This is a genomic window from Rhizobium sp. 57MFTsu3.2 (assembly GCF_012932765.1).
Classification (GTDB): Bacteria; Pseudomonadota; Alphaproteobacteria; order Rhizobiales; family Rhizobiaceae; genus Rhizobium; species Rhizobium altiplani.
Genome location: NZ_JDWI01000021.1, coordinates 47,042 through 71,267, shown reverse-complemented (window position 1 = coordinate 71,267; position 24,226 = coordinate 47,042). Strand labels below are relative to the sequence as shown.

The 24,226-nt window shown below is 61.5% G+C and carries 27 protein-coding genes; 14 read left to right on the top strand and 13 right to left on the bottom strand.

All coding sequences use genetic code 11. From position 1 onward, the window contains the following. Positions 1 to 99: 99 nt before the first annotated feature. Together AF71_RS20890 and AF71_RS20885 are read left to right on the top strand one after the other, a co-directional pair. Positions 100 to 702, top strand: a complete 603-nt coding sequence (locus AF71_RS20890) for a superoxide dismutase (RefSeq protein ID WP_018116360.1) — start codon at positions 100 to 102, stop codon at positions 700 to 702. A gap of 108 nt (positions 703 to 810) precedes the next feature. Further along, the gene (locus AF71_RS20885; RefSeq protein ID WP_169682879.1) at positions 811 to 1,662 is read left to right on the top strand and encodes a metallophosphoesterase; all 852 of its coding nucleotides are present in this window, start codon (positions 811 to 813) and stop codon (positions 1,660 to 1,662) included. A gap of 47 nt (positions 1,663 to 1,709) precedes the next feature. Here the strand turns inward: AF71_RS20885 and AF71_RS20880 are convergent, their stop codons facing one another. Beyond that, positions 1,710 to 1,946 carry a hypothetical protein gene (locus AF71_RS20880; protein WP_018859485.1) on the bottom strand — a complete coding sequence of 79 codons (237 nt, stop codon included), beginning with the start codon at positions 1,944 to 1,946 and terminating at the stop codon, positions 1,710 to 1,712. A gap of 145 nt (positions 1,947 to 2,091) precedes the next feature. Next, positions 2,092 to 2,646, bottom strand: a complete 555-nt coding sequence (locus AF71_RS20875) for a hypothetical protein (RefSeq protein WP_169682877.1) — start codon at positions 2,644 to 2,646, stop codon at positions 2,092 to 2,094. A 193-nt stretch (positions 2,647 to 2,839) separates the two neighbouring features. Between AF71_RS20875 and xth the strand changes: the two genes are divergently transcribed. Together xth and AF71_RS20865 are read left to right on the top strand one after the other, a co-directional pair. Then, the gene (gene xth, locus AF71_RS20870) at positions 2,840 to 3,634 is read left to right on the top strand and encodes an exodeoxyribonuclease III (RefSeq protein WP_018859483.1); all 795 of its coding nucleotides are present in this window, start codon (positions 2,840 to 2,842) and stop codon (positions 3,632 to 3,634) included. A gap of 31 nt (positions 3,635 to 3,665) precedes the next feature. Further along, positions 3,666 to 3,935 carry a hypothetical protein gene (locus AF71_RS20865; protein WP_113471774.1) on the top strand — a complete coding sequence of 90 codons (270 nt, stop codon included), beginning with the start codon at positions 3,666 to 3,668 and terminating at the stop codon, positions 3,933 to 3,935. 70 nt (positions 3,936 to 4,005) lie between these two features. Here the strand turns inward: AF71_RS20865 and AF71_RS20860 are convergent, their stop codons facing one another. After that, a complete protein-coding gene (locus AF71_RS20860; RefSeq protein ID WP_018859481.1) occupies positions 4,006 to 4,707 on the bottom strand; it encodes a YafY family protein in 702 nt (233 codons plus the stop codon). Positions 4,708 to 4,837: 130 nt separating this feature from the next. Here AF71_RS20860 and AF71_RS20855 point away from each other — a divergent pair, with 130 nt between their 5' ends. From AF71_RS20855 to AF71_RS20840, 4 genes are all read left to right on the top strand, one after another. Next, a complete protein-coding gene (locus tag AF71_RS20855) occupies positions 4,838 to 5,476 on the top strand; it encodes a LysE family translocator (protein WP_018859480.1) in 639 nt (212 codons plus the stop codon). Between the two features lie 144 nt (positions 5,477 to 5,620). Further along, entirely contained in the window at positions 5,621 to 6,070 is a 450-nt protein-coding gene (locus tag AF71_RS20850; RefSeq protein ID WP_018116350.1) for a cytochrome c, read from the top strand. Positions 6,071 to 6,167: 97 nt separating this feature from the next. Continuing rightward, entirely contained in the window at positions 6,168 to 7,085 is a 918-nt protein-coding gene (locus tag AF71_RS20845; RefSeq protein ID WP_113471772.1) for a cytochrome c, read from the top strand. Positions 7,086 to 7,213: 128 nt separating this feature from the next. Then, on the top strand, positions 7,214 to 8,179 hold the full coding sequence (locus AF71_RS20840; protein ID WP_169682875.1) for a hypothetical protein: 966 nt from the start codon (positions 7,214 to 7,216) through the stop codon (positions 8,177 to 8,179). A gap of 18 nt (positions 8,180 to 8,197) precedes the next feature. On the opposite strand, the gene AF71_RS20835 is transcribed toward AF71_RS20840, so the two are convergent. The 3 genes from AF71_RS20835 to AF71_RS20825 are packed head-to-tail and all read right to left on the bottom strand — an operon-like array spanning position 8,198 to position 9,669. Next, a complete protein-coding gene (locus AF71_RS20835) occupies positions 8,198 to 8,776 on the bottom strand; it encodes a type 1 glutamine amidotransferase family protein (protein WP_018859477.1) in 579 nt (192 codons plus the stop codon). A gap of 40 nt (positions 8,777 to 8,816) precedes the next feature. Further along, the gene (locus AF71_RS20830; protein ID WP_018116573.1) at positions 8,817 to 9,311 is read right to left on the bottom strand and encodes a GNAT family N-acetyltransferase; all 495 of its coding nucleotides are present in this window, start codon (positions 9,309 to 9,311) and stop codon (positions 8,817 to 8,819) included. A 31-nt stretch (positions 9,312 to 9,342) separates the two neighbouring features. Continuing rightward, positions 9,343 to 9,669: a hypothetical protein gene (locus AF71_RS20825; RefSeq protein ID WP_113471771.1), complete on the bottom strand. Its 327-nt coding sequence runs from the start codon at positions 9,667 to 9,669 to the stop codon at positions 9,343 to 9,345. A gap of 51 nt (positions 9,670 to 9,720) precedes the next feature. Between AF71_RS20825 and dmeR the strand changes: the two genes are divergently transcribed. The 3 genes from dmeR (at position 9,721) to bla (ending at position 11,953) form a co-directional block, all read left to right on the top strand. Continuing rightward, entirely contained in the window at positions 9,721 to 9,993 is a 273-nt protein-coding gene (dmeR, locus tag AF71_RS20820) for a Ni(II)/Co(II)-sensing transcriptional repressor DmeR (protein WP_018116571.1), read from the top strand. A gap of 24 nt (positions 9,994 to 10,017) precedes the next feature. Beyond that, positions 10,018 to 10,995: a CDF family Co(II)/Ni(II) efflux transporter DmeF gene (dmeF, locus tag AF71_RS20815; protein WP_169682873.1), complete on the top strand. Its 978-nt coding sequence runs from the start codon at positions 10,018 to 10,020 to the stop codon at positions 10,993 to 10,995. A 67-nt stretch (positions 10,996 to 11,062) separates the two neighbouring features. After that, positions 11,063 to 11,953 (top strand): class A beta-lactamase, encoded by an 891-nt coding sequence (gene bla, locus AF71_RS20810; protein ID WP_169682871.1) that lies wholly within the window; start codon positions 11,063 to 11,065, stop codon positions 11,951 to 11,953. Between the two features lie 198 nt (positions 11,954 to 12,151). On the opposite strand, the gene AF71_RS20805 is transcribed toward bla, so the two are convergent. The 4 genes from AF71_RS20805 to AF71_RS20790 form a co-directional block, all read right to left on the bottom strand. After that, positions 12,152 to 12,562, bottom strand: coding sequence for a hypothetical protein (locus AF71_RS20805; RefSeq protein ID WP_169682869.1), 411 nt, complete (start codon positions 12,560 to 12,562; stop codon positions 12,152 to 12,154). Between the two features lie 183 nt (positions 12,563 to 12,745). Beyond that, positions 12,746 to 13,204, bottom strand: a complete 459-nt coding sequence (locus tag AF71_RS20800; RefSeq protein ID WP_113471768.1) for a hypothetical protein — start codon at positions 13,202 to 13,204, stop codon at positions 12,746 to 12,748. Positions 13,205 to 13,319: 115 nt separating this feature from the next. Continuing rightward, complete coding sequence (locus AF71_RS20795; protein ID WP_169682867.1) at positions 13,320 to 15,659, bottom strand: glucose/quinate/shikimate family membrane-bound PQQ-dependent dehydrogenase; 2,340 nt, start codon at positions 15,657 to 15,659, stop codon at positions 13,320 to 13,322. Between the two features lie 132 nt (positions 15,660 to 15,791). Then, positions 15,792 to 17,294 carry a protein adenylyltransferase SelO gene (locus AF71_RS20790; RefSeq protein ID WP_169682865.1) on the bottom strand — a complete coding sequence of 501 codons (1,503 nt, stop codon included), beginning with the start codon at positions 17,292 to 17,294 and terminating at the stop codon, positions 15,792 to 15,794. 248 nt (positions 17,295 to 17,542) lie between these two features. Between AF71_RS20790 and AF71_RS20785 the strand changes: the two genes are divergently transcribed. Next, positions 17,543 to 18,994 carry a DHA2 family efflux MFS transporter permease subunit gene (locus AF71_RS20785; protein WP_169682862.1) on the top strand — a complete coding sequence of 484 codons (1,452 nt, stop codon included), beginning with the start codon at positions 17,543 to 17,545 and terminating at the stop codon, positions 18,992 to 18,994. A gap of 25 nt (positions 18,995 to 19,019) precedes the next feature. Here the strand turns inward: AF71_RS20785 and AF71_RS20780 are convergent, their stop codons facing one another. Continuing rightward, positions 19,020 to 19,976 carry a homocysteine S-methyltransferase family protein gene (locus AF71_RS20780; RefSeq protein WP_113471765.1) on the bottom strand — a complete coding sequence of 319 codons (957 nt, stop codon included), beginning with the start codon at positions 19,974 to 19,976 and terminating at the stop codon, positions 19,020 to 19,022. Positions 19,977 to 20,176: 200 nt separating this feature from the next. On the opposite strand from AF71_RS20780, the gene AF71_RS20775 reads away from it, so the two are divergent. Further along, a complete protein-coding gene (locus AF71_RS20775; RefSeq protein ID WP_169682860.1) occupies positions 20,177 to 20,800 on the top strand; it encodes a TetR/AcrR family transcriptional regulator in 624 nt (207 codons plus the stop codon). 6 nt (positions 20,801 to 20,806) lie between these two features. On the opposite strand, the gene AF71_RS20770 is transcribed toward AF71_RS20775, so the two are convergent. Together AF71_RS20770 and AF71_RS20765 are read right to left on the bottom strand one after the other, a co-directional pair. Beyond that, complete coding sequence (locus AF71_RS20770) at positions 20,807 to 21,331, bottom strand: DUF1697 domain-containing protein (RefSeq protein ID WP_169682858.1); 525 nt, start codon at positions 21,329 to 21,331, stop codon at positions 20,807 to 20,809. A 16-nt stretch (positions 21,332 to 21,347) separates the two neighbouring features. Next, entirely contained in the window at positions 21,348 to 23,456 is a 2,109-nt protein-coding gene (locus AF71_RS20765; RefSeq protein WP_169682856.1) for a S9 family peptidase, read from the bottom strand. Positions 23,457 to 23,692: 236 nt separating this feature from the next. On the opposite strand from AF71_RS20765, the gene AF71_RS20760 reads away from it, so the two are divergent. Then, on the top strand, positions 23,693 to 24,082 hold the full coding sequence (locus AF71_RS20760; protein WP_018116560.1) for a DUF930 domain-containing protein: 390 nt from the start codon (positions 23,693 to 23,695) through the stop codon (positions 24,080 to 24,082). The last annotated feature ends 144 nt before the right edge of the window (positions 24,083 to 24,226 follow it).

The following is a 24,226-nucleotide window of genomic DNA, read 5'->3' as shown; positions in this document are numbered from 1 at the left end:
GTCTTTTTTGATATTTCGCAGGTTGCCTCTCCATGCTTGCGCTCCTATGTTCCGCCTCACCTGCCGATTACGCAAACTATTGCCAAGAGGAGACCCACAATGGCTTTCGAATTGCCCGAACTTCCCTATGACTACGAAGCGCTTCAGCCCTTCATGTCGAAGGAGACCCTGGAATTCCATCACGACAAGCACCACAAGGCTTACGTCGACAACGGCAACAAGCTCGCGGCAGAGGCAGGCCTTTCCGATCTCTCCCTCGAAGACGTCGTGAAGAAGTCGTTCGGCACCAATGCCGGCCTCTTCAACAATGCTGCCCAGCACTATAACCACGTCCACTTCTGGAAGTGGATGAAGAAGGGCGGCGGCGGCAACAAGCTGCCGAGCAAGCTCGAAGCTGCCATCAATTCCGACCTCGGCGGCTACGACAAGTTCAAGGCTGATTTCATCGCTGCCGGCACGACCCAGTTCGGCTCGGGCTGGGCATGGGTTTCCGTCAAGAATGGCAAGCTCGAAATCTCCAAGACCCCGAACGGCGAAAACCCGCTCGTTCACGGCGCGACCCCGATCCTCGGCGTCGACGTATGGGAACACTCCTATTACATCGACTACCGCAACGCGCGTCCGAAGTACCTGGAAGCTTTCGTCGATAGCCTGATCAACTGGGACTACGTCCTGGAGCGCTACGAAGCCGCAGCGAAGTAATCGGCTCGCACAAAAAAAGATGTCAGCACCCGGCGCCTCGAAACGCCGGGTGTTTTTGTTTTCGATGACTGTCACAAGCTTGTCATGCCGCGCGCCTAAAGCGCTGACATGACATCCTTTTCCGATCTTCCCATTCTCCGTTTCGGCGTCGTCGCAGATCCGCAATATGCGGCGAGGGAGCCGCATGTCGGAATGAACCGCCACTATGCCAGAAGCCTTGCCAAGCTCTCCGCGGCGGTCGAGGTTTTCAATGGCGAGGAACTGAGCTTCGTCATCACGCTCGGCGACATCATCGATCGGGACTTCGAGAGCTTCGACGACATCCTCCCCGTCTACGACCGCCTGAGACACGAAAATTTCTTCCTGCTCGGCAATCATGATTTTTCCGTCGCAGCCGATCGGTTGGCCGATGTCGCCGCCCGCGTCGGTCTGGCATCGACTTACTACAGCTTCGCCAGGCAGGGGTGGCGGTTCATCGTTCTCGATGGCAACGAGGTCAGCACCTTTGCGCCGCCGGAAGGGCATCCCTATCGGGACATAGCCGCCCGTCGGCTCGCCGAGCTTAGGGCAGCCGGCGCCATCAACGCGCAGGAGTGGAACGCCATGCCGAGCGACGAGCAGGTCGCCTGGCTTTCCGACCAGATTAACAAAGCCCGTGCTGCAGGCGAGCGGGTTATCGTCATGAACCATTACCCCGTCTATCCGCCGAACGCGCACGACAGCTGGGACCGCGAGCGCATCATCACTCTTCTGACGGCGCACGAACATGTCGCGGCCTACTTCAGCGGCCACAACCACGCCGGCAATTTCGGCACGCTCGAGGGATGCCATTTCCTCAATTTCAAGGGAATGGTCGATACCGAGACCGAGAATACCTTGGCTATCGTGGAAATCTGGGCCGATCGCATCGAAGTTCACGGTTTCGGCCGTGAGGACAGCCGGACGCTGAAGCTCCGCTAGGCTGCCGCCAATCGTTGCCTGGATAGGGCCGGCAAAGGGTGCCGCCTTCAACCCATCGGTAGGGCTTGCTGCACCTGCTGTGCTATCTCGCTTCGATCCATCGCGCCCAAAAGCCCGTCCTTTGTGTCGCAGCCATCTTGGAAAAGATCGAAGAGCGTTGAGGCGGCTCGGCAGCCTTCGAGGCTATTCGGGTCTTTCTTGTGCAGGTAGCACCACTCCGAAAGAGCCTCGAACACGACATTGATGTCATCTGTAAAGGAGATCACGTTTGATAGGTCTGTCATTTCATTCGATGCTCCGCTCAGGCAGAAGCACGAAACTCCCAAGCGGCCGTTGCCAACAGATGCCGACCGATCATGGATAATACTGCCTGCGACGCAGCATGGCTATTAATTAAGACATAGCGGGCCTCCACCAAACGCGCTGGCCTCAGAAGTCCGGGGGAATTGATCTGATCTCTCGCAGATAATGTGCGATTGGCGCCAGTTCGACGACGCCAGGCATGCTTTGGACGATGTCCTCCGGTTGGCACCACGGATAGGGGAGCGATGTGATCCAATCCATGACCGCTCCCAAATGATCCGCCGAAATGATCTCCATCCGATCGATGCTAATGACTAGCCTTTGGACAAGACCTTGGATGTCGGAAAAGTACCAATCGTAGCGGCCGCAGCCAATTCGGATGTCTCCGTTATTCTTCGCCGACATGCCGACGAGCCAATGGCATGGAAAATGGCGTCGATTGGCGTCTGTGGGGCGAGCCAGGCAGAAAGTATAGACATTTTCGAAGTCGTTCGCGAAACGCCGGCAGAGAATCTGTTCGATCTCAGGCAGGCCCTTGGCTGAACTTGGAAAGGAGATGGCGTCGGTCTTGACCACCATCTCCAGCGCAATATCCTCGGCGAAGGCGTGGCGCATCAGGAACGGCCGGTTCCCGTCTTTCGCATGGAAGTACGCACTGACGGCTTCGAACGGACTTGGCATGGCGTAACCTCCGCAATAGACCCGCATCACCCTATCCTATTTTGCTGTTACGGTGGGCGACGGAGGCGCGGTCGTGGTCGTGATAACAATCCCGTCGCCCATTCAATCCGAAGCGGACTTTTTGGAGGCTGGACTTTAGCGTCTGGCTTTCCATTTCCCTTCGATCGAAACCCATCGAAACGTGCCTCGGCCATTGAAGATTGCGACCTACAACGTCAACGGCGTGAACGGACGCCTCGAGATCCTTCTTCGCTGGCTGAAGGAGGACAAGCCCGACGTCGTATGCCTGCAGGAACTGAAGACGGAAGACGCCCGGTTTCCACGCGGTGCGCTCGAGCGGGCCGGCTACGGCGCAATCTGGCACGGACAAAAGAGCTGGAACGGCGTCGCGGTCCTATCCAGGGGCTCGACGCCGATACTGACGCGGCGCGGTCTTCGGAGCGATCCTGATGACACGCACAGCCGCTACATTGAGGCAGCCATCGACGGCATCCTTGTCGGGTGCCTCTATCTTCCGAATGGAAATCCGGCCCCTGGCCCGAAGTTCGATTACAAGCTCCGTTGGTTCCGACGGCTGCACGAATATGCAGCCGAATTGCGCGACCTCGAAATTCCGGCCGTTTTGGCTGGTGACTTCAACGTCATGCCGACGGAAATCGACGTCTACAAGCCGGAGCGCTGGCTGGATGACGCCTTGTTCCGGCCGGAGGTTCGCAAGGCCTATGCCGATCTGGTCGCACAAGGCTGGACCGACGCCGTAAGGCACCTGCATCCGAACGAGCGCATCTATACCTTCTGGAAGTACTGGCGAAACTCCTTCGAACGCGACGCTGGTCTCCGGATCGACCATTTCCTGCTCAGCCCGATGATCGCCCCATGGCTCAAGTCTGCGAGCGTGCGCAGGAAGCCCAGGAGCTGGGAACATACGAGCGACCATGCGCCAGTGATGATCGAGCTTGAGGTTCCCAAGCGCGAAGACGACGCGTGAACACGAGCGATGAAACTGGAAGGAACGCAAGATGGATGCCGACCTCGATACGATGTCGCGGAACGAATTGATCACGGAGGCGAAGCGCCTCCGCGACGCGATCAGAAAACACCGCGACGCCACAGGTCACGACCTCTGTTGGCATCATCCTCAGCTCTGGGAAATGCTGCCGGAAAAGCTCAATCCCGACATCGCGGTGCCTCCCTGGCCGAAGTTCCTCCGAGGTTGCGTCCGCTATCGTGAGAGTTTGGATCGGCAGAAGCCCGACGCACCGGTCCTGGACGAAGAGTTCAAAACCTGATTCGCGCCAACTTCACCGACGGTGAAACTCGGGCGGAAGCGGAGAGCACTGGCGTGCACCTTTCATCCACTCAGGTGGTTGCAGTGGCTGGCGTGTTCATCCACTCGCTCGTCCAGAGCTGCCGCAACCGGTCGCCTTCGCCTCGGAAATAGGCGTCTGCCGCTTCGCAATGCTCCACACGATCGCTGCGAAAATTGCGGATTGCCTGACGCAGCTCACACCAGGCGACAATGTTGGCGGTCTGCGAGTAATAGATGAGGGCGATCGGCTGGATCCTGCGCTCCGTCGTGCGGCCGAGTTCGTCGCGGTAGTAAAGTTGCAGTTTCTGTTCGTCGCGGATGGCGCGACGAACCAGACCAAGATCGAGCCCGACAGGAGATTGGGCAACCGATCCCCAGGCGTAGAGCGCTTTTCGTTCCATCGCCTGGCGCAGCGGCGCAGGTACGGCGCCTGTTATCTTCTGGTTGACGCCCTTGGCCGCCTGCTTGAGTTCCTCGTCGCCGGTTCGATCGAGCAAAGCCAGCGACAAGACGATGGCCTCCATTTCCTCGACCGAGAACATCAGCGGCGGCAGGTCGAAGCCCGGCCGCATGATGTAGCCGATGCCCCGGCCGCCCTCGATCGGAACCCGCATCGCCTGCAAGGCGGCGATGTCGCGATAGATCGAGCGCACGGTCACCTCAAGCGTCTCCGCCATGGCCGCCGCCGTCATCGGTCTGGTCGCCAATCGCAGGATCTGGATGATCTCGAAAAGCCGTGAGGCCTTGCGCATTTTTCGCCTCCGTTGGTCCAGGCTCCTGACAATACACTGTCAGTTGGGCAGTCGTATAGCTTTCCCTATCGAATTGAAAATCAACACGGTCTTGGAAATCGACCCTTGAATTGGATAGCGGGTAACTGACATGACTTACAGCGAAAATCTCTGGCTCTACTTCACCCTTCTCTTCGGCATCATCATTGTTCCGGGGATGGACATGCTGTTCGTGCTGGCCAACTCCCTGAGCGGCGGCAGGCGCACGGGCATTGCTGCGACCGCCGGCATCGTGGCGGGCGGGGCGGTGCATTCGCTCTATGGCGCTATCGGTGTCGGTGTGCTCGCCGTCCTCCTGCCGACCCTGTTCAACCCGCTGCTCTTTGCCGGCGCCGCTTACATGGCCTGGATCGGCTTCACGCTGATTCGCAGTTCGATCACCGTGGAGACCGTCGGGGCGGGCGGTCTGGGCTCGGGCTGGCGGGCATTCCGCCAGGGCGCGGCGACCTGCCTGATGAATCCCAAGGCCTATCTCTTCATGATCGCCGTCTACCCGCAATTCCTGAAGCCGATCTATGGACCGATCTGGGCGCAGGGCCTGGTCATGGGCTTTATGACGATGGCGACCCAAGCGGCTGTCTATGGCACTCTAGCGCTGACAGCGGCGCGAAGCCGCACTTTGCTGGTGTCCAATCCCAAGGCGACGATCCTCGTCGGACGGGTCGCAGGCGCCCTTCTGATCGCCGTCTCAATACTGACGGCATGGCATGGCTGGCGCGTGTCCGTATGAGGAGGGCGCCGCCACCTGACGGTCCATCTTTCCTGATGTCTCACCCACTTGTTACTTTTTTGGTCTGAAAAATTTGCAATGATGCCGCCCGTCCAGCGAAGCCGGGGCTTTGAGGACCTTTGGTAATCAAACAGGAGTGCAGACATGAGACTGAAAGCTATAACCGCGGCAGTGCTCATCGCCGGTCTGGGGGTGATAGGCGTTGCGATTGCAGCGGAGGACGGCACGCACGAAGCACGTTCTGCGCTGATGAAGAAGGTCGGGGGCGCGGCAGGGGCAATGACAGCGATCGCCAAGGGCGAGAAGCCTTATGATGCGGAAGCGGTGAAGGCTGCCCTGATGACGATCTCGGAAACGGCAAAGGTTTTCCCGGATCAATTCAAGCCAGGCACCGAAACCGGGGATAAGGCAGCAAGTCCGAAGATCTGGGAAGATCACGAGGATTTCAAGGCTCGTGCGGCGAAGCTTTCAGCGGATGCCGACAAGGTTCTCGCCCAGCTTCCGACCGACGCAGCCGGAGTCGGCGGCGCTCTGAAGACGCTTGGCGGCAACTGCGGCGGCTGTCATGAGAAATTCCGCATAAAGACCGAATAGCGATCCAGGCATTTTGCTCGAACGATCCGTGCCAGCCTTGCCGCCGGTGCGGATCGTTTTATGTTTTCCGCAAAGCGGTTGGCAACAGGAGCGGTGAATGATCCGCAGGTTCGTCCGGTATTTGCTCTGTCTCGTCGGTGTATTCGTCATTGGCGGGGCGGTCTTCTATTTCATCACCGCGCCCAACGCGCTCCCCGAAAGCCACTGGGCCAACCTCGGCGACCCCGACCTGAAGAACGGCGAGATGGTCTTCTGGACGGGTGGCTGCGTCAGTTGCCACGCCGCGCCGGGATCGGAGGGCGATGCCAAGCTCACCTTGTCGGGCGGCCTGGCGTTGAAGAGCCCCTTTGGCACATTCCACGTGCCCAACATCTCGCCCGATGAGAAGGCGGGTATCGGGACATGGACGCTGGCGCAGTTCGGCAATGCGATGAAGCGTGGCGTCTCGCCGAACGGACAGCATCTCTATCCGGCCTTTCCCTACAATTCCTATGCCCGGATCAGCGACAAGGACATCAACGATCTCTTCGGCTATCTGAAGACGCTGCCGAAGAGCGGGAACGTCGCCCCGCCGCACGACTTGCCTTTCCCTTATAACATCCGGCTGGCATTGGGCGGCTGGAAGTTCCTCTATTTCAACGACGAGCCGCGCGTCGTGCTCGCGGCCAATGTCGACGACAAGGTCAAGCGCGGCCAGTATCTGGTCGAAGGCGCCGGCCACTGCGGCGAATGCCACACGCCGCGCGATCGGCTTGGCGGCTTCGTGGCAAACACCTGGCTGTCGGGAGCACCGAATCCGGAAGGCCGGGGCCGCATCCCTAACATTACGCCAGGCTCGAAGACCGTCGGCTCATGGAGCCAGGACGATATCGCCAACTATCTGGAAACCGGCTTCACGCCCGACTTCGATACGGCAGGGGGCTCGATGGCGGAGGTGCAGCGCAACCTCGCTCGTCTGCCGAAGCCGGAGCTCGAGGCGATCGCAGCTTACCTGAAGGCGGTTCCGAGCCATTAATATTAGCGATATCTCAAAAATGCCGCATTGCAGCACTCCACTCGGCTGCACGCACTGGAATGCCCTGTGGCGAACCCCGGTTCGCTTTCCGAACGACGCCCAAGAACGTCTTCCGAAAGGACAGCCGCATGCATGTTACGTCGGTCAACTCTGCGGATGATCTCGAAACTGTTGCCCGCAAGGGCGGCAAATTGCGGCGCATGGTCGCCCGGTTGCCGACCTACATGGCCGACATCCGCGAAAATCCTGCCTGGCTGCCGATGTTCCTGCTGGCGCGCACCGTCCCGGCGCGCAAGGTGCATTGGCTGACCGCGCGGCGCAGCAATGGTGCGATCGAGAATCTGCCGACGCTCTTCAAGGGCGTGAATCATGCAGATGCCGTCGCGGCGCTGCGGCGCGACGGGATATTTCCGAACCTGAGCCTACCCGAGGCGATCACCCGTGAAATCGCCAGCTTTGCAGATGCGACCCCATGCTTTGGAAATTTCGATCGCAAGATCGAGTTCCTGGCGTCCGATCGCCGAGCCGTGGAGCAGCAATGGGGGCGGCCGATCCTGAGCGGCCACCATTTCGAGCGAGCGCTTGATTGCCCAGCCGTTCGTGCTGTCCAGCGCGATCCGGTTCTGTCGGAGATTGCGCGCTGCTATCTCGGTGCGCAGGCCCGGCTGATCACCACCCGCACCTGGTGGAGTTTTCCGACGAGAGCAAGCGAAGCCGACCGCAGCCTGGCATCGCTCGACAAGTATCACTTCGATCTCGATGACTGGCGGATGCTGAAGTTCTTTTTCTATCTCGTCGATGTCGACGAGGGCACCGGTCCGCATGTCTATGTCAGGGGCAGCCACAACAAGCGGCGCCTCAAGCACCAGTTGACCCTTCTGGTCGGCCACCCCGCGCACGAGATCCTCGAATTCTACGGCAAGGAGAGCGTGATGACGCTGACCGGCGCGGCCGGCTTCGGCTTCGCCGAGGATCCCTTCGGTTTTCATATGGGCACGGTTGCCAAGACGAAGCCGCGTCTGATGATGGAGGTGGGCTTCGGTGTTTCCAAGCCCTCACGCCGCCGCTTCCACGGTGAGCCGGTCCTTCGATAAGACAAGCGGCGCGTCGGCCTAGGCCGCCTTCGGCTGGTGCTCGGCGCCGAACATCAGGACATATTGGTCGAGGTCGTCGCCTGCGTGCCCGAGGGCGCGGTAGATTTCAGCAGCAAAGGTCATCGGTGCCGATCCCGGCGCCGTCACCAGCTTTCCGGCGCGCACTGCCTGCGGGCTGTCCTTGTAGTGCGCCTGGCCGGCATAGCCCGGCGCGCTGGCGATGAAGTCGGCGGCGTTGCTGGTATGGTCGGTCGCATTCAATGCTCCGGCGCGCGCAAGCGCCAGAGTCGCGCCGCAGATTCCCGCCACGAGCTTGCCATGCGTAGTGAAGTCGTCGATCACAGGCTTCAGATCGGGTGCCTTTTCCGTTTCCCAGATCGTGCCCCCACACAGCACCAGCCCGTCGAAGGCATTGGCATGCAGGTTTTCCGCGACGGTGTCGGACGCAACGCGCATGCCGCCCATCGAGCGCACCTCAGCGCCGTCGGGCGTTGCGATCACCACGTCGAAGCCGAAATAGGAGCGCGCGGAGGCCGTCAGTTGGGCGACCTCCCAGTCGGCGAATCCATCGGTGAGGACGATTGCAAGTCGGGTCATCCGTTTCTCCTTGCAGGCTGTCCGGGGCGGTCAATGCCGCTCATGCCAAAGCTTGCATATAGCGCATGCCGGTGACCGGGCGAGGCACGAAGTCCATATTCTCGTAGAAGCGATGGGCCTGTACATTGCCGGTGGCGGCGCTGACTGAGAGGTAGCCGCAGCCTGCACTGCGGGCCGTGTCGCGGGCGCGGTTGACGAGATGCTGACCGACGCCATGGCCGCGATGGCCGTCCCGCACGAAGAGATGATGCAGATCCATGCCGCGAGCACCGTCCTGCGCCCTGTAGAGCGGCACAAGAATGGCGTAGCCGATCAGGCCTTCATCGCTTTCGGCAACCAGGGCGCTGATCCATGGCACCGGACCGAACAGGTCACGCTCGAGCTGCTCCGGGCTCGAGGCGGCCGGATCGCCGTGGTGCTTGGCGAGCAGGCCGATCATTTCGTTGAGTTCGGGCAGGTCACGCGGCTTGGCGGCGCGGATATTGATCACCGGCGGGCGGATCAATGAGATTTCGGTGTCTTCGATTTCAAGCATGGTCTTCGCGTCCTTGTGTGGTGTTCTGCCGTCAGGACGCTGCCGATACAACAAAGCCGCCTGACGGCGGCTTGTTGACAATATGATCTGTCCGGCCGCCCCTTACAGGTACAGCCAAAAATACGAGCTGGTGATGTGCGCGTTCTTGATCATGTGTTGATAGATCATCCAGAACGCGGTGTTTGTCAATGGGTTTTGTGAGCTCGCGCTTGGAAGCGAACAGCGTCGCCTGACGCAGCCGTCCGATCGCTCGGTCACCGACATCGAGAGCCAGATCGGCAAGTGTCATGCCGATCTGTACGCCGCCGCTGATCGCTCTTGGCGCCGAAATCGCGAGGCCGTTGATGTCGCTTTTCATCTCAGGGATATTTGTATATAGGGTACCCCCCTATGCTAAATGGATAAGCTTATGTCCCACACCACGCACCAGAAGAAGAAGCTGCTGGCTCGCGTCAGCCGTCTGAAAGGCCAACTGGAAGCCGTCGAGCGCGCGCTGGAGGCGGAGCGACCCTGCGGAGAGATCTTGCAGCTGCTTGCCTCGATCCGCGGCGCCCTGAACGGCCTGACCGGTGAAGTGCTGGACGACCACCTTCACGAGCATGTCCTGCATGCCGCCGATGAGAAGGCCCGGATGGAGGCCGTCGAGGAAATATCCGAAGTTCTGCGAACCTACATTCGCTGAGACAACCGACATGAGGAGCGTGCGATGGCCGCACAGACCCAAACACTTGAGCACGACCACGTTTTCCTGGGTGCCGACCACGACCGCAACGCCCGGCGCGTTTGGTTCGTCATTGCGCTCACCGCCGTCATGATGGTGGTCGAGATCGGCGCCGGAACCTACTACGGCTCCATGGCGCTGGTCGCCGATGGCTGGCACATGTCGACCCACGCGAGTGCGCTGCTGATCTCGGCGGTTGCCTATCTCTATGCCCGCCGTCAGGCGCACAATCCGCGCTTCACCTTCGGCACCGGCAAGCTCGGCGATCTCGCGGGCTTTGCCAGCGCCATCATTCTGATGCTGATTGCGCTCCTGATGGCCTGGGAGAGCTTCCTGCGCATCACCCATCCCGTGCAGATCAGTTTCGCCCAGGCGATCGGCGTCGCTGTCGTCGGTCTGCTGGTCAATCTGGCGAGCGCCTGGCTCCTGAAGGACGACCATCATGGCCACAGCCATGGCCATTCCCACCATCACGAGCATCACCATCACGGCGATCATGCCTACCATGGCGACCATGCACATTCCGCACATGCCTCGGACAACAACATGCGCGCCGCCTACGTCCATGTCATCGCGGATGCGCTGACCTCGGTACTTGCCATCGCCGCACTGCTGTTCGGCAGCCTCTACGGTTGGCTCTGGCTTGATCCGCTGATGGGCATCGTCGGGGGCCTTATCATCGCCCAGTGGTCGTGGGGCCTGATGCGGTCGTCCGGCCGCGTGCTGCTCGATGTCGTGCCGCAGGAGGCAGATCTACAGGACGAGATCCGTTCGGCGCTGGAAACGGGCGGCGAGCGGATCACCGATCTCCATGTCTGGCAGGTCGGTCCCGGCCACCACGCCGCGATCGTCGCTCTGGTGACCCCACAGGCGGAAAGTCCTGCCTTCTACAAGGCAAAGCTCGGACCCGTTGCCGGCCTCTCGCATGTCACCGTCGAGGTCACGCAGTCCGCAGCCGCTTGACGCGACTCATCGGGGCCACAATCAGTCTCTAGCCAAGTGTTCGTTGATTTGAGGCAGAGGAATTTTCATGCGTGGCTTTTCGATCCGTCGCCGGACCCTTCTCGGTTCGGCATTGCTTTCACCTGCCTTGCTCCTGCCGCGCGTTGCGTGGTCGGAAGACAGCGACGATGAAATCAACCGGCGGATGGACGCGCTCGAAAAGGCGATCGGCGGTCGCATCGGCGTGTCGGCGATCGACACGGAGACCAACATCTCCTTCGGTTACCGCGAGACCGAGCGCTTCCCCCTCTGCAGCACCTTCAAGGTCCTGGCTGCGGGGTTGGTGCTGGCGCGTGTCGACAAGGGACAGGAAAATCTCGAGCGGCGCGTCGTCTACGAGCAGGACGAGCTCGTCACCTATTCGCCGGAAACGGAAAAGCACGTCGGCGGCGAGGGCATGAGCATCGGCGAACTCTGCGAGGCGGCGATCACACTGAGCGATAACACGGCAGGCAACCTGCTGCTGGAGAGCTTCGGCGGACCGGCCGAGTTGACCAAATGGCTGCGCACGCTCGGCGATCGATCGACGCGGCTCGACCGCTGGGAAACGGCGCTCAACGAAGCCAAGGACGGCGACCCGCAGGATACGACCACGCCGGACGCGATGGTCGACACACTCGGTAACCTGACGCTGGGCTCGGCCCTGTCGGAACCTTCGCGTGACAAGCTGGTGGCGTGGATGGTGGCGAACACGACAGGCGGCGCGCGGCTGCGCGCCGGCCTGCCGGACACGTGGAAGATCGGCGACAAGACGGGCACCGGAAACAACGGCAGCGCTGCCGATATCGCCGTCGTCTGGCCGCCCGGTCACGGTGCGATCCTGGTCGCGGCTTACCTGACGCAGGCCAAGGCGCCGGTCTCCGAGATCAACCCTGTCTTCGCCGAGGTCGGAAAGATCGTGGCCGATATGGTCGGATAGCGCTTTCCTCTCAAAGAAATGCTACGGAAACGTGAATCTCCGTCGCATCGATCTGAGTCAGTTTGTGAAGGTTTCATCGCCGAACTGAAGCGTTGTGCCAGGCAGGTTTCGTGAAATGTGGCGCCACTGGTCCTTTGGCAACTCAACATGACCGCTTTGCGCCGAAAGCAGCCGCCCTGTTGTCGCCTATCGCCATACTCACGCGATCGTTGCGAGCAGATCCTCCACCGAGGCAACGCGGACGAAGGACTGCGCCGCCGGGGCAAGATCAGGGTCCAGAGTAACCAATGCGTCCGCCTGGAGCTGCGCGACGGCGATGTATTCGGCACAATAGGTATTCTTCCATTCGAGTTTGCTGGCGATGTTCCACGCGTACCGCTGCAACACGCGGTCGCCGAGCAGTCGAATTCTCAGACCGCGAAGATAGTCCAGCTGATCGTCAGCTTCCCTCTTGTCCAGATCGCCATTACGAACCGCCGAGTAGAGGCGGGCCAATACCTGGGATCGCAAGAGCGTCGGGGCAACCAAGGCGTGGCTGTCAGGGACCTCTGCGGCGTTCTTCGCGAGCAGGAGCGCAGCGTCTGCCGCGATCGCAAACCGCTTCTTCATCACGATCTTCCCTCCCTGGACATTGATGCGGATCCAGCTTGTGCGGTTAGATCATCCTCCCTCCAGTGCCGACAGCAAAAAATGCCCCAATCCGTCATCGAGCCCGCTCTGCCGCCTTCCGGTCGTCAGAAACGGTCCGCCGGATCGACCCGCTGGCAAAGCGCGACTACGCCAGCTCCGCATCTAGGCACCGATGATCGTGTCGGTGCTCGGCTGGTCCTTGCTGTCGCCGTCGCCGGTCAGCTGCCGCTTCAGCTCGTCGGCAATCTGCTTTTCGATGGCCTCGCGCTGTTCTGGCGGCATCGCCTTGAGATCGTCCTCGGTCAGGCCGAGCCGCTGAAGGACCTGGTCGCGGATCCGCTCCGCCGGAGTCTGTTCGGCGAGATCGGTAAACTCGGAGACAACAGCGTCATGGCGTGCTTTCGCGGGATCTTCGGTGCCGTCCATGGTCACGGTGCCGCTGCTCTGCAGCGCCCACATCGTGCTGGAGATCGACGTCGGCGTGCTGCTTGGCTGCAGTGCCGCGCCGCTCTGGCGAACGCTGAGTTCGATATCACCCGTCTGTTGCTTGTTGCGTTGGCCGGATTGGCTGAAGAGGTTGCTCAGTCCATAGGTGCTGGAAATGCTGCTGCCGATCTTCATGAAAATTCTCCTTTGAGCAATGCGCGGAGAATGGCGCGGCAGTCCTGCCCGGAGCTTGTGTCGGCGGGCTCGGATGGCCGGGACAAGTGGCGGCCATCCAATGGGTCTCGAGGCGTCAGGGCAGGGCGTAGCCGATCACATAGTCACCGGCCTTGGTGCCGACCGAGCCATGTCCGCCGGCGACGATGACGACGAACTGCTTGTTGTCGCTGGTCGTATAGGTCATCGGCGTCGCCTGGCCGCCGGCCGGCAGACGGGCCTGCCATAGTTGTTGCCCGTTGGTGACATCGTAGGCTCGCAGGTAGTTGTCGACGGCAGCCCCGAGGAAGGCGACCCCGCCCTTGGTTAGCATCGGGCCACCGATGCCGGGTACGCCGACCTTGAACGGCAGCGGCAGCGGCGTCATGTCGTGCACGGTGCCGTTCTTCAGCTTGTAGGCGATCTTGCCGGTGAGGAGATCGACGCCGGCGACGTAGCCCCATGGCGGCGCCTGGCAGGGGACCTTGAGCGGTCCGAGGAACGGTCCCATGAATACCCCGTAGGGTGCGCCGTCGTTGCGGTTGAGGCCCTGTTCGCTCCCTTTCTCATCCTGCCCCTTCGGCGGGATGTCGGAGGCGGGAACCAGCCGCGAGGTGAAGGCAAGATAGGTCGGCATGCCGAACATGATCTGCCGCTCCGGGTCGACAGCAACGCTGCCCCAATTAAAGGTGCCGAAATTGCCGGGGTAGATGATCGAGCCCACGAGCGAAGGCGGCGTATATCGCCCTTCATATTTGTATCGGTGGAAATCGATGCGGCAGGCGAGCTGGTCGAGCAGAGTCACCCCCCACATGTCGTTCTCCTGCAGCGGCGGCGGCGAGAAGGTGAGGTCGGAGATCGGCTGCATCGGCGACGTATGATCCTCAGGGATGGCACCTGATGGCGCGGGGATTTCCTTGAAGGGAATGATCGGCTCACCGGTACGACGGTCAAGCACGTAGATGTCGCCCTGCTTGGTCGGGCCTACCAGCGCCGGCACGACGGTCCCATCGGGCTTCCTCATGTCGAAGAGCACCGGCTGGGCCGGCACGTCCATGTCCCAGAGATCGTGATGGACAAACTGTTGAACCCATTTCAGCTGCCCGGTGTTGATGTCGAGCGCGACGATCGAGGAGGAGAATTTCTCGACGTTCTCGCTTCTGTTCATACCGAGCTGGTCCGGCACCTGGTTGCCGAGCGGGATGTAGACCATGCCGAGCCCGTCATCGACGCTGAAGACCGACCAGCTGTTCGGAGAGTTGGTCGTATAGGTCCGGCCTTGGGGCAGGGGGGTTGTCACATCGGGATTGCCGGAGTCCCAGTTCCAGATCAGAGCACCTGAATTGATGTCGAATGCGCGGATGACGCCGGACTGCTCGTGCGTCGAATAGTTGTCGTTGACGGCCCCGCCGATGATCAGCTTGCCGGCGACCGCGACCGGCGGCGAGGTCGAATAGTAGTAGCCGGCCGGATTGTACTTCATGCCCTGCTCAAGATGCAGCACACCCTGATCCGCAAAGCTCGTGCAGACCTTTCCGTCGAGCGCATCGAGAGCGATCAGCCGCGCATCCGAGGTCGGCAGGTAGACCCGATCGACGCAGGGCTGGCCGGCGGCCGTCGCCGTATCGTGGTAATAGGTGACGCCGCGGCAGGTCTGGTGCTGCCTGTCAGGGTTCATGCCGGAATTGGCGTCGTATTTCCATTTTTCCTTGCCGGTCGTCGCGTCGAGTGCGATCGCCCAGTTATGCGGCGTGCAGAGGTAGAGCGTGTCGCCCACTTTGAGAGGTGTCACCTGGTAGGTCGTTTCGCCGACATCATCGGGTCGCTTCACGTCACCGGTCTGATAACGCCAGACCTCCTTGAGATCCTTGACGTTGCTAACATTGATCTGGTCGAGCGGCGAGTAGCGCTGGCCGAATGGGGTGCGGCCATACTGGTGCCATTCGCCGTCCTGAACGGTGCCGCCGAATGTCGTCGTGCCGGAAGCCTCGGTCGGCAGGTTGCCGTGCAGGTCATGCGGGTCCGTCGTCATCGAGAAGCTCGCAACGGCGATGGCGATCAGCACCGGAATGGTAAGCGGCCAGTGGCTGGCCCCGTAGGACGTCCCGGTCGGACTCTGGAAGCCGAGGGGCCGACGGATCCAGGGCGTCAGCAGCCACAGTCCGAGCAGGATGATCAGACCGCCGCGCGGACCGAGTTGCCACCAATCGAAACCGACCTCCCAGATCGCCCAGACAAGCGCAACGATGATCAGAGCCGCGTGGACCCACAGGGCGGCTGCACGACGCAGCAGAAGCAGGACGGCGGTGATGAGAAACATCGCACCGGCGAAGAGGTAAAAGAAGCTGCCGCCAAGGATGATGAGCCAAAGCCCGCCGCCGACCAGGGCAAGGCCGAGGAGCATGAAAAGAACGGAGGTAATGACGATTACTACCATTATGGGGAACTCCCGCTGAGGTTAGCCGGGTGCGGTCAGGCGCGAAAAATGCCTTCTAATCAGCGAGATAGAGCGGTCGCAATGGGCGTCAACTGCGACCATAGGTGTCAGAGGGGATAGGTTTGCATCCGATCACGTGCCGCAGAAGGTCTGCAGCACACGTTCTTCCGGCTTCGGCGGCTCCATGTAGGCCGCAAAGTCCGGTTGGTCGTCATACGGCTTGGCGAGAACGGCAAGCAACGCCTCGAACAGCGAAAAGTCGGCATCCTCGACGGCGGCGTTGATCGCCTGCTCGATGCGGTGGTTGCGCGGAATGAAGGCGGGATTGACAGAGCGCATGGCCGCCCTGCGCTCGGCCTCGGTCCGGCCCTCGTCACGGGTCAGGCGGTCGCGCCAGCGGGCAAGCCATTCGCGCGCCCCATCCGGTTCCCGGAAAGCCGAGAGGAACAGTGCCTCGCCATCTCCTGGACCGACGGCGTCGGAAAGGCGGCGGAAGGCGAGGGTAAGATCGGCCTGGCTTGCCTGCATCGCGGCAAGCAGCGATTGAATAAGGTCCAGATCGCCGTCTTCGACGGTCGATAGGCCGATCTTCTCGCGCATGCCGCGCAGCCAGTGGATCTGGAAGCGCTCGCCATATTGCCGGATCACGCTGTTGGCGAGCTCGACGGCCTTTTCCGCATCCGCATCAAAGAGCGGCAACAGGGTTTCGCCAAGCCGTGCCAGGTTCCATTGGCCGATGCCGGGTTGATTGGCATAGGCATAGCGGCCGCCCTGGTCGATCGAGGAAAAGACCGTGCCGGGATGGTATTCGTCCATGAAGGCGCAGGGGCCGAAATCGATCGTCTCGCCCGAAATGGTCATGTTGTCGGTATTCATGACGCCGTGGATGAAGCCGATATGCAGCCACCTGGCGATCAAGGCCGCCTGCCGCTCGCAGACGGTCTCGTAGAGCGCGAGGTAGGGATTGTCCCTGTCCTTGAGTTCCGGATAGTGCCGGTCGATCACATAATCGGCCAGCGCCCGAACGCCGTCGGTATCGCCCCGCGCGGTGAAGAACTGGAACGTGCCGACGCGAATGTGGCTTGCGGCAACACGGGTAAACACTGCACCTGGCAGCATGTTCTCGCGATAAACGGGCTGCCCGGTCGAAACGGCGGCCAGCGCGCGGGTTGCCGGGACGCCGAGCGCATACATCGCTTCGCTGACGATATATTCCCGAAGCACCGGGCCGAGCGCGGCACGGCCATCGCCGCGGCGGGAATAGGCGGTCTGGCCCGCACCCTTCAGCTGGATGTCCCAGCGCTGGCCGTTTCGGTCGATCACCTCGCCAAGCAGGATCGCCCGCCCGTCGCCGAGCAATGGCACGAAGGAGCCGAACTGGTGCCCTGCATAGGCCATCGCCAGCGGATCGGCGCCTTCAGGCACGAGGTTGCCCGAAAAGATCGCCGCGCCGTCGCGCTTCAGCGCCTCGACATCGAGGCCGAGTTCTTCCGCAAGCGGTTCGTTCAGTTTGATCAGCCACGGCTCGGCGGCCTGCGAGGGCGCCTGGCGCGTAAAGAATTGCTGTGGCAACCGCGCATAGCTGTTGTCGAAGGCGAAGGGCCGCGAAGGGGATGCATTCTGAGCAAGGGTCATATGCTTTAGGTAGGGCTCCGGCGCGCATGACGCAAGCCGGGAGCCCTTGCTCCGAGCTTGCGGCTGGTCGTGCGGCGCTTCAGTAACCCAGCCATTCCCGGATGGCACGGCTGCCTTTCCATATAAGCATAACGACGCCACATTTGCGGGCGTATACAAGGATCTCTAATCCCCTTTTGGCATCACGCCATACCATACCGCGGCCATCGCTTCCGCGCCGGCCACGCCATTGCGAGTGATCCCTGACGATGTCGGATCAGATCTATCAGGCGGCTGCCGTCGGGCGCGCCAAGCCCAATTTCCGCGTGATAGCGATGATCGTGGCGAGCGCCATGTTTATGGAGCAGCTCGACGCCACCGTTCTGGCGACGGCGCTGCCGACCATGGCACGCGATTTCGGCGTCAGCGCCCCGTCGATGAGCATCGCGCTGACTTCCTACCTTCTCAGCCTGGCGATTTTCATTCCGGCAAGCGGCCTGATTGCCGATCGCTTCGGCTCGCGCACCGTTTTCCGCTCGGCGATCGCCGTCTTCGTGACAGGCTCCATCTTCTGCGCGCTGTCGCCCAATCTCCTCTGTCTCGTGCTGGCGCGACTGCTGCAGGGCCTTGGCGGCGCGATGATGCTGCCGGTCGGGCGCCTCGTGCTGCTCCGCAGCGTCTCCCGCAAGGACATGGTCAACGCCATGTCGTGGCTGCTGGTGCCGGCGCTGATCGGCCCGATCCTCGGCCCTCCGGTTGGCGGCCTGATCGTCACCTATCTCGACTGGCGCTGGATCTTCTACATCAACGTGCCGATCGGCATCATCGGCTTCACCCTGGTCTCGATCTTCATCGAGGACTTCAAGGGCGAGGCGAAGCGCCCGTTCGATACGGTTGGTTTCATTCTCTCCGGTATTGCGCTCGGCTCGCTGTTGTTCGGTTTTGAAAGCTCGAGCCGTCCGGGCGAGGGTGCGTTCTCGCTGTTCCTCATCGCGGTCGGTCTGCTCTTCGGCGTAGCCTATCTCAAGCATGCCCGCCGCCACCCGGCGCCGATCATGGACTTTTCGCTGATGAAGGTGTCGAGCTTCGGCACGTCGGTCATTGCCGGTTCGCTGACCCGTATCACGCAGGGCGCGCAGCCCTTCCTGCTGCCGCTCTATTTCCAGCTCGGTTTCGGACTGTCGGCGGCCAAGGCCGGCCAGCTCGTCACCGCAGCGGCCCTCGGCTCGATGGCGATGAAGGCCGTCGCACCCAGCGTACTGCGCCGTTTCGGCTTCCGCAGCAGCCTGGTCGCGAACGGCATCATTGCCACCTGCGGCTATGCCCTCTGCGCCGCCTTCCGGCCCGACTGGCCGCTGGGGCTGATCTTTGCGATCCTCGTCATGTGCGGCTTCTTCATGTCGTTCCAGTTCACGGCCTACAACACGGTGGCCTACGATGAGATCGACCGCGATCGCATGAGCTCGGCCACCAGCTTCTACACGACGTTCCAGCAGCTGATGCTGTCGCTCGGCATCTGCGTCGGCGCGCTGGCGCTCCACACGTCGATGACGGTCAACGGCAGCGAGACGCCGGAGCTCCACGATTTCTCCGCCGCCTTCCTTTTCGTCACCGCGATCTCGATCACGGCGACCTTCTGGAACCTGCGCTTTTCGCGCAGCGCCGGCGCCGACATCAGCGGTCATAACGCCGGCAAGGCTGCGCACACCGCAGAACACTGACCGCGACGCGGCAGAGAACTGACCGTCACGCGGCACTCGGAAGCGCCGGCAGGCAAGCCTCGCAGATCGCGGCAACATGCCGGTGATCGGTGCCGCAGCAGCCGCCGACGATCCTGATTTGCGGCATTCTCTGCATCAGCTCCCTGTACCGCTGCCCGAGATCGACCGGATCGCCGGCATCCAGCGTTTCGCTGTCGTCCAGTTCGGCATGGCTCATGCGCGAGGCATTTGCCCGCAGCCCATGAATGCGTTTTGTCCATCCCGCGCGATGATCCAGCGCCTCGGCAAAATGCGTCGGATGCGCGCAATTGATCATGTAATAGGCCACCGAACCGCCCGTCGCCGCATCCGTCGTCTCGATTACCTCCTGCATGCTGCGCCCGGTCACCAGCTTGCCGTCGGTCTCGACCGTGAAGGAGATAACGCAGGGCATATCGCGGGCCGAGGCCGCCCGGGCGATACCGATTGCCTCGTCGATGTTGTTCAGCGTGACGGCGGAGATCATGTCCGCATCGCTCTCGGCAAAGCTGCCGATCTGGACGCTGTGATAATCCTCGGCTTCGGCCGCGTTCATCCGGCCGGCCTTGTACCCATCGCCGCGTGGCCCCATCGCGCCGCTGAGCACGATCGGCCGCCCCGGCTCCTCGTGCCGCTCGCGCAATCCCGCAAGCAGGGCAATGCTTTGAACGTTTGCGTCATGCAGCGCCTCCGACGTGTAACCCAGCTTTTCCGCCCAATCGGGGCTCGCCCTCCATGTCGGGCTGTCGAGAATGAAGCCGGCGCCATGCTTGCGGGCGATGTCGAGGTAACGGCGATAGTAGGCGCGCAGCCGGTCGCGGCCTTCTTCTGAAGCCATCATCACGAAGGATGCGAAGTGCGGCAGCTGCAGTCCGTCATGAAAGATGAAGGTCGTTTCCATGCCGCCGTCGGTGACGAATGCGCCGCCCTTGAGTTGCGGCAGGCTGTGTCTGTACTTGGCCATGACAATCCCTCTATGTGCAAGCAATTCTCACGAACAAGTTCTCCGCTTCCGGGCTGCGAAACTAGACGACTTGCGGTATAGTTGGGCATCGCATGATGTTTGCCTTTGATTTCAGCCGCTTCCGCGGGGCGGATGACAAAAGGCCTCCATATAGACCAGAGCTGGCGGGCAAAAACCGTACCGGCGGTACAGGGAATTTGATGCGCAAGGGCCAGGAGACCAGAACCCGCATCCTGGATGTGGCCGAAACTGCCGTCCTGCAGAAGGGCTTCGGCGGCACCTCGATCGAAGAGCTGATCGCCGAGACCGGCATCACCAAGAGCGGCTTCTTCTACCACTTCCGGGACAAGAACGCGCTCGCCAAGGCGCTGCTCGAGCGGTACATCGAAAACGACGAACGAATCTACGACGAGATATTCACCCGCGCCCGCGAGCTGACCGAAGATCCGCTGCAATCCTTCATGCTCGGTCTGAAGCTGCTTGCCGAACTGCTGTCCGACCTGCCGAACGGCCATCCGGGCTGCCTCGTGGCCACGGTCTGCTACTATGAACGCCTGTTCGACCGCGACATCCAGGAAACCAACAAGCAGGCGGTGCTCGCCTGGCGACGGCGGTTCCGCGGCATGTTCGAGGAGATCATGGTAGTCTACACGCCGCGCGAACCGATCGAGATCGACCAACTGGCCGACATGGTTTCGACGGTGCTCGAGGGCGGCATCGTCCTGTCGAAGGCCTTGAAGGAACCGCAGGGGCTCGCCGACCAGGTTCTCGTGCTGCGCAGCTTCGTGAAGCTGCTGTTTCAGCCGCAGATCGTTCGCCAGTGATCCGGCCTAGCGGTCGTCTTCCATGGCAGCCGCCATCTCGGCGAGCTTGCGCACGGTATTGAGATTGCGCGCCGTTCCTAGTTTCAAGGCCGGCAGCTTGAGCTTCGATTTGCCGGAGCCAACAGGGAAGTGGACATAGATTTCGCGCCCGGCGAGAACGGCCTCTTCGCCATCGGGGGCCACCATCTTGTCCAGCGCATCATCAGGCGCCGCTTCCGGTAGGAAGCTTACCAGGAGATAGTTGGGCTTGGCATCTGGGAAGGGCGCGTTGGCGGCAATCGCTTCCAACTCCTTGCGGCTGCGCAGCATCACGCCGGGCTTCTTGCCGAGCAGCTTTCCCAGCGCGTCGTCCAGCTTCTGCTCGACCTCGACCTCTGCTGCATCGGCGCGAAACAGCACGTTGCCGCTCTGGATGTAGGTCTTCACGTCGCTGAAGCCGAGCTCTTCGCAGACCGCCTTCAGCTCCGCCATGGGCAGCTTGCCCGTGCCGCCGACATTGATCGCCCTCAGGAGCGCCACATAGACCGTCACGGGCTCCTCCAGCCGATTATATCTTGCCCGCGACCTTGATCGCGAAAGCATATTCGAAGGCGATCTCCTCGAGGCGCTGGAAGCGTCCCGAAGCGCCGCCATGGCCGGCATCCATGTTGGTCTTCAACAGGATCGGTGCCGAGCCGGTGGTCTTTTCGCGCAGCCGCGCCGCCCACTTTGCCGGCTCCCAATAGGTGACGCGCGGATCGGTGAGGCCGCCGAGCGCCAGGATCGGCGGATAGGCCTTGGCGCCGACATTGTCGTAGGGCGAATAGGCGGCGATCTGCTCGTAGTCTTCCTTGCTCTCGATCGGGTTGCCCCATTCCGGCCATTCCGGCGGGGTCAGCGGTAGCGTGTCGTCGAGCATGGTGTTCAGCACGTCGACGAAGGGAACGGCGGCGATCAGGCCGGCGAACTTTTCCGGCGCCATGTTGGCAACGGCGCCCATCAGCATGCCACCGGCCGAGCCGCCCTCGGCGATGATGTTGGCATAGGAGGTGAACTTCTCCTGATTCAGATAGTCAGCGGCGGCAATGAAGTCCTTGAAGGTGTTGGTCTTCTTTTCCATCTTGCCGTCTTCGTACCAGGCAAAGCCCTTGTCCTTGCCGCCGCGGATATGGGCGATGGCATAGACGAAGCCGCGATCGGCGAGCGACAGGCAGTTGGTGTTGAAGCCGGCCGGAATGGTGATGCCGTAGGCGCCGTAGCCGTAGAGCAGGCAGGGTGCCGAACCGTCGAGCGGCGTGTCCTTGCGATAGAGCAGGGTGACGGGCACCTGTTCGCCATCCCAGGCGGGCGCGAACACGCGGCGGGTGACGTAATCGTCCGGATTGTGGCCCGAGGGCACCTCCTGGGTCTTCAACAGCGTGCGCTCGCGCGTCACCATGTTGTAGTCGTATAGCTGCGACGGCGTCGTCATCGAGGAATAGGAGAAGCGGATGACGTCGGTGTCGTATTCCGCGGCCCCCTGCAGCCCGAGCGAATAGGCCTCTTCGGCAAAGGCGATCGCGTGTTCCTCGCCGGTGCGACGGTCACGGATGATTATCTGCGGCAGGCCATCCTTGCGCTCCAGCCAGAGCAGGTGGCGGGCATAGGCCATGTGGCTGATGATCAAGGTTCCCGGCTTGTGCGGCACGACCTCGCGCCAGTTCGCCTTGCCCGGGTTTTCAACCGGCGCTTCCATGATCTTGAAATCCTTGGCGTCGCCGTCATTGGTCAGGATGTAGAAGACGTCGCCGCCTTCCGTCATCGAATATTCGATGCCTTCCTCGCGCTCGGCGACCAGCTTCGGCTCGGCCGTCAGGTCCTTGGTGGACAGCAGGCGGTATTCCGAGGTCTCGTGATCGTGGATGTCGATGTAGATGAAGTCGTCGAGCAGCGAACCGCCGACGCCCATGAAAAAGCCCGCATCCTTTTCCTCATAAACCAGCCGGTCTTCAGATTGAGGCGTGCCAAGAATGTGGTGAAACACCTTCGACGGGCGGTGGTTCTCATCGAGCGCAGAATAGAAGAAGCTCTTGCCATCGGGCGCCCAGACGCCGCCGCCGCCGGTGTTCCCGATCACGTCGGCCAGGTCCTCGCCAGTCGCAAGGTCACGCACGCGCAGCGTATAGAACTCAGAACCCTTGTCGTCGTAACCCCAGATGCCGCGGCTGTGGTCGGTCGAGTGATCGAGGCCGGCGAGCCTGAAATAGGCCTTGCCCGCGGCCTCCTTGTCGCCGTCGAGCAGAACGGTGCGGATAGCCTCGTCCTTGACGGCGCCGTTACGCGGAATCCGGAAATAGCGAGGCTGTTCGCCGCCGGTCACGAAGAAGGTACCGTAGGCGTAGTCGCCGTCCTTCATCGGCACGGAGCTGTCGTCTTCCTTGATGCGGCCGCGCATCTCCGAAAACAGCGTCTTCTGCAGCACCTTTGTGTCTTCCATGGCCGCGTTCATGTAGACGTTTTCGGCTTCCAGATGTTGGCGGATCGCGGGATCGAGGATCGCGGGATCCTTGAACATCGCCTGCCAGTTGTCGGCGCGCAGCCAGGCATAGTCGTCGGTGCGGGTGATGCCGTGGCGCGTATCGGAGATCGGCTTCTTGGTGGCGACGGGTGGGTTCGGCAGGTTCTTGAAGACGGTCAAGGAAAGCTCCGGAAACGTGATGTCAGGTGGGCAAGAGATAGAGAGGCGGATGCCTGGGATCAAGCGCCCAAGACGGACCTGTGGCAAAAGCGAAGGAATGCTCACGTTGCCTTGATGTCACCACATTGTTTAAGAAAGTCCGCTATGCCACCCGGAATTCGCCCCTCGTACGACCGTCAAAACCACGGTTCTCCACAGGCGATTCCGGAATGAGAATGCAAAGGAATCCCACCGTAATGCCAAAACGTCTCGTGTTGCTTCTGTCCGCATTTAGCCTTGCTTTTCCAGCCTTCGCAGTCGATCCCGCCATCAAGAAGCAACTCGAAAAGCTCGATCCCGCGACCCGCCTCGAACAGAGCTGTGACACGGAGGCGATGAGCCGAATCAACAAGGACGAGACCGGCTACAAGCCCGACAAGGTCATCGCCTACACGTTCAAGGATCCCGTTCCGAGCGACGACAGGCTGGAGGCGCCAGGCGCGGTCTTCCGCAGCAAGGGCGACTGGTATCATCTCTCCTACACCTGCATCACCGGCCCGCAGCACATCAATGTCCGCGATCTGCAATACAAGATTGGCGAAAAGGTCCCGCGCGAGAAGTGGGAAAAATATTACCTCTATGATTGATCGCGGCGCGCGCCGTGAGTTGCCTTTCTGAAGCCTTAGTCCTCAGGCATCAGAATTGCCGCTGAAGCCGGCGGCGAATCGCAGCAGCGACCGCAGGCGGCATCAAACCACATGGCGCCTGACCGCGATGTGCATTATGCAGCG

Bases quoted from the DNA above. Each gene is read 5' to 3' on its own strand.
- AF71_RS20890 (WP_018116360.1), top strand. From the start codon at position 100: ATGGCTTTCGAATTGCCCGAACTTCCCTATGACTACGAAGCGCTTCAG.
- AF71_RS20885 (WP_169682879.1), top strand. From the start codon at position 811: ATGACATCCTTTTCCGATCTTCCCATTCTCCGTTTCGGCGTCGTCGCA.
- AF71_RS20880 (WP_018859485.1), bottom strand. From the start codon at position 1,946: ATGACAGACCTATCAAACGTGATCTCCTTTACAGATGACATCAATGTC.
- AF71_RS20875 (WP_169682877.1), bottom strand. From the start codon at position 2,646: ATGCCAAGTCCGTTCGAAGCCGTCAGTGCGTACTTCCATGCGAAAGAC.
- AF71_RS20865 (WP_113471774.1), top strand. From the start codon at position 3,666: ATGGATGCCGACCTCGATACGATGTCGCGGAACGAATTGATCACGGAG.
- AF71_RS20860 (WP_018859481.1), bottom strand. From the start codon at position 4,707: ATGCGCAAGGCCTCACGGCTTTTCGAGATCATCCAGATCCTGCGATTG.
- AF71_RS20855 (WP_018859480.1), top strand. From the start codon at position 4,838: ATGACTTACAGCGAAAATCTCTGGCTCTACTTCACCCTTCTCTTCGGC.
- AF71_RS20850 (WP_018116350.1), top strand. From the start codon at position 5,621: ATGAGACTGAAAGCTATAACCGCGGCAGTGCTCATCGCCGGTCTGGGG.
- AF71_RS20845 (WP_113471772.1), top strand. From the start codon at position 6,168: ATGATCCGCAGGTTCGTCCGGTATTTGCTCTGTCTCGTCGGTGTATTC.
- AF71_RS20840 (WP_169682875.1), top strand. From the start codon at position 7,214: ATGCATGTTACGTCGGTCAACTCTGCGGATGATCTCGAAACTGTTGCC.
- AF71_RS20835 (WP_018859477.1), bottom strand. From the start codon at position 8,776: ATGACCCGACTTGCAATCGTCCTCACCGATGGATTCGCCGACTGGGAG.
- AF71_RS20830 (WP_018116573.1), bottom strand. From the start codon at position 9,311: ATGCTTGAAATCGAAGACACCGAAATCTCATTGATCCGCCCGCCGGTG.
- AF71_RS20825 (WP_113471771.1), bottom strand. From the start codon at position 9,669: ATGAAAAGCGACATCAACGGCCTCGCGATTTCGGCGCCAAGAGCGATC.
- dmeR (WP_018116571.1), top strand. From the start codon at position 9,721: ATGTCCCACACCACGCACCAGAAGAAGAAGCTGCTGGCTCGCGTCAGC.
- dmeF (WP_169682873.1), top strand. From the start codon at position 10,018: ATGGCCGCACAGACCCAAACACTTGAGCACGACCACGTTTTCCTGGGT.
- bla (WP_169682871.1), top strand. From the start codon at position 11,063: ATGCGTGGCTTTTCGATCCGTCGCCGGACCCTTCTCGGTTCGGCATTG.
- AF71_RS20805 (WP_169682869.1), bottom strand. From the start codon at position 12,562: ATGAAGAAGCGGTTTGCGATCGCGGCAGACGCTGCGCTCCTGCTCGCG.
- AF71_RS20800 (WP_113471768.1), bottom strand. From the start codon at position 13,204: ATGAAGATCGGCAGCAGCATTTCCAGCACCTATGGACTGAGCAACCTC.
- AF71_RS20795 (WP_169682867.1), bottom strand. From the start codon at position 15,659: ATGGTAGTAATCGTCATTACCTCCGTTCTTTTCATGCTCCTCGGCCTT.
- AF71_RS20790 (WP_169682865.1), bottom strand. From the start codon at position 17,294: ATGACCCTTGCTCAGAATGCATCCCCTTCGCGGCCCTTCGCCTTCGAC.
- AF71_RS20785 (WP_169682862.1), top strand. From the start codon at position 17,543: ATGTCGGATCAGATCTATCAGGCGGCTGCCGTCGGGCGCGCCAAGCCC.
- AF71_RS20780 (WP_113471765.1), bottom strand. From the start codon at position 19,976: ATGGCCAAGTACAGACACAGCCTGCCGCAACTCAAGGGCGGCGCATTC.
- AF71_RS20775 (WP_169682860.1), top strand. From the start codon at position 20,177: ATGCGCAAGGGCCAGGAGACCAGAACCCGCATCCTGGATGTGGCCGAA.
- AF71_RS20760 (WP_018116560.1), top strand. From the start codon at position 23,693: ATGCCAAAACGTCTCGTGTTGCTTCTGTCCGCATTTAGCCTTGCTTTT.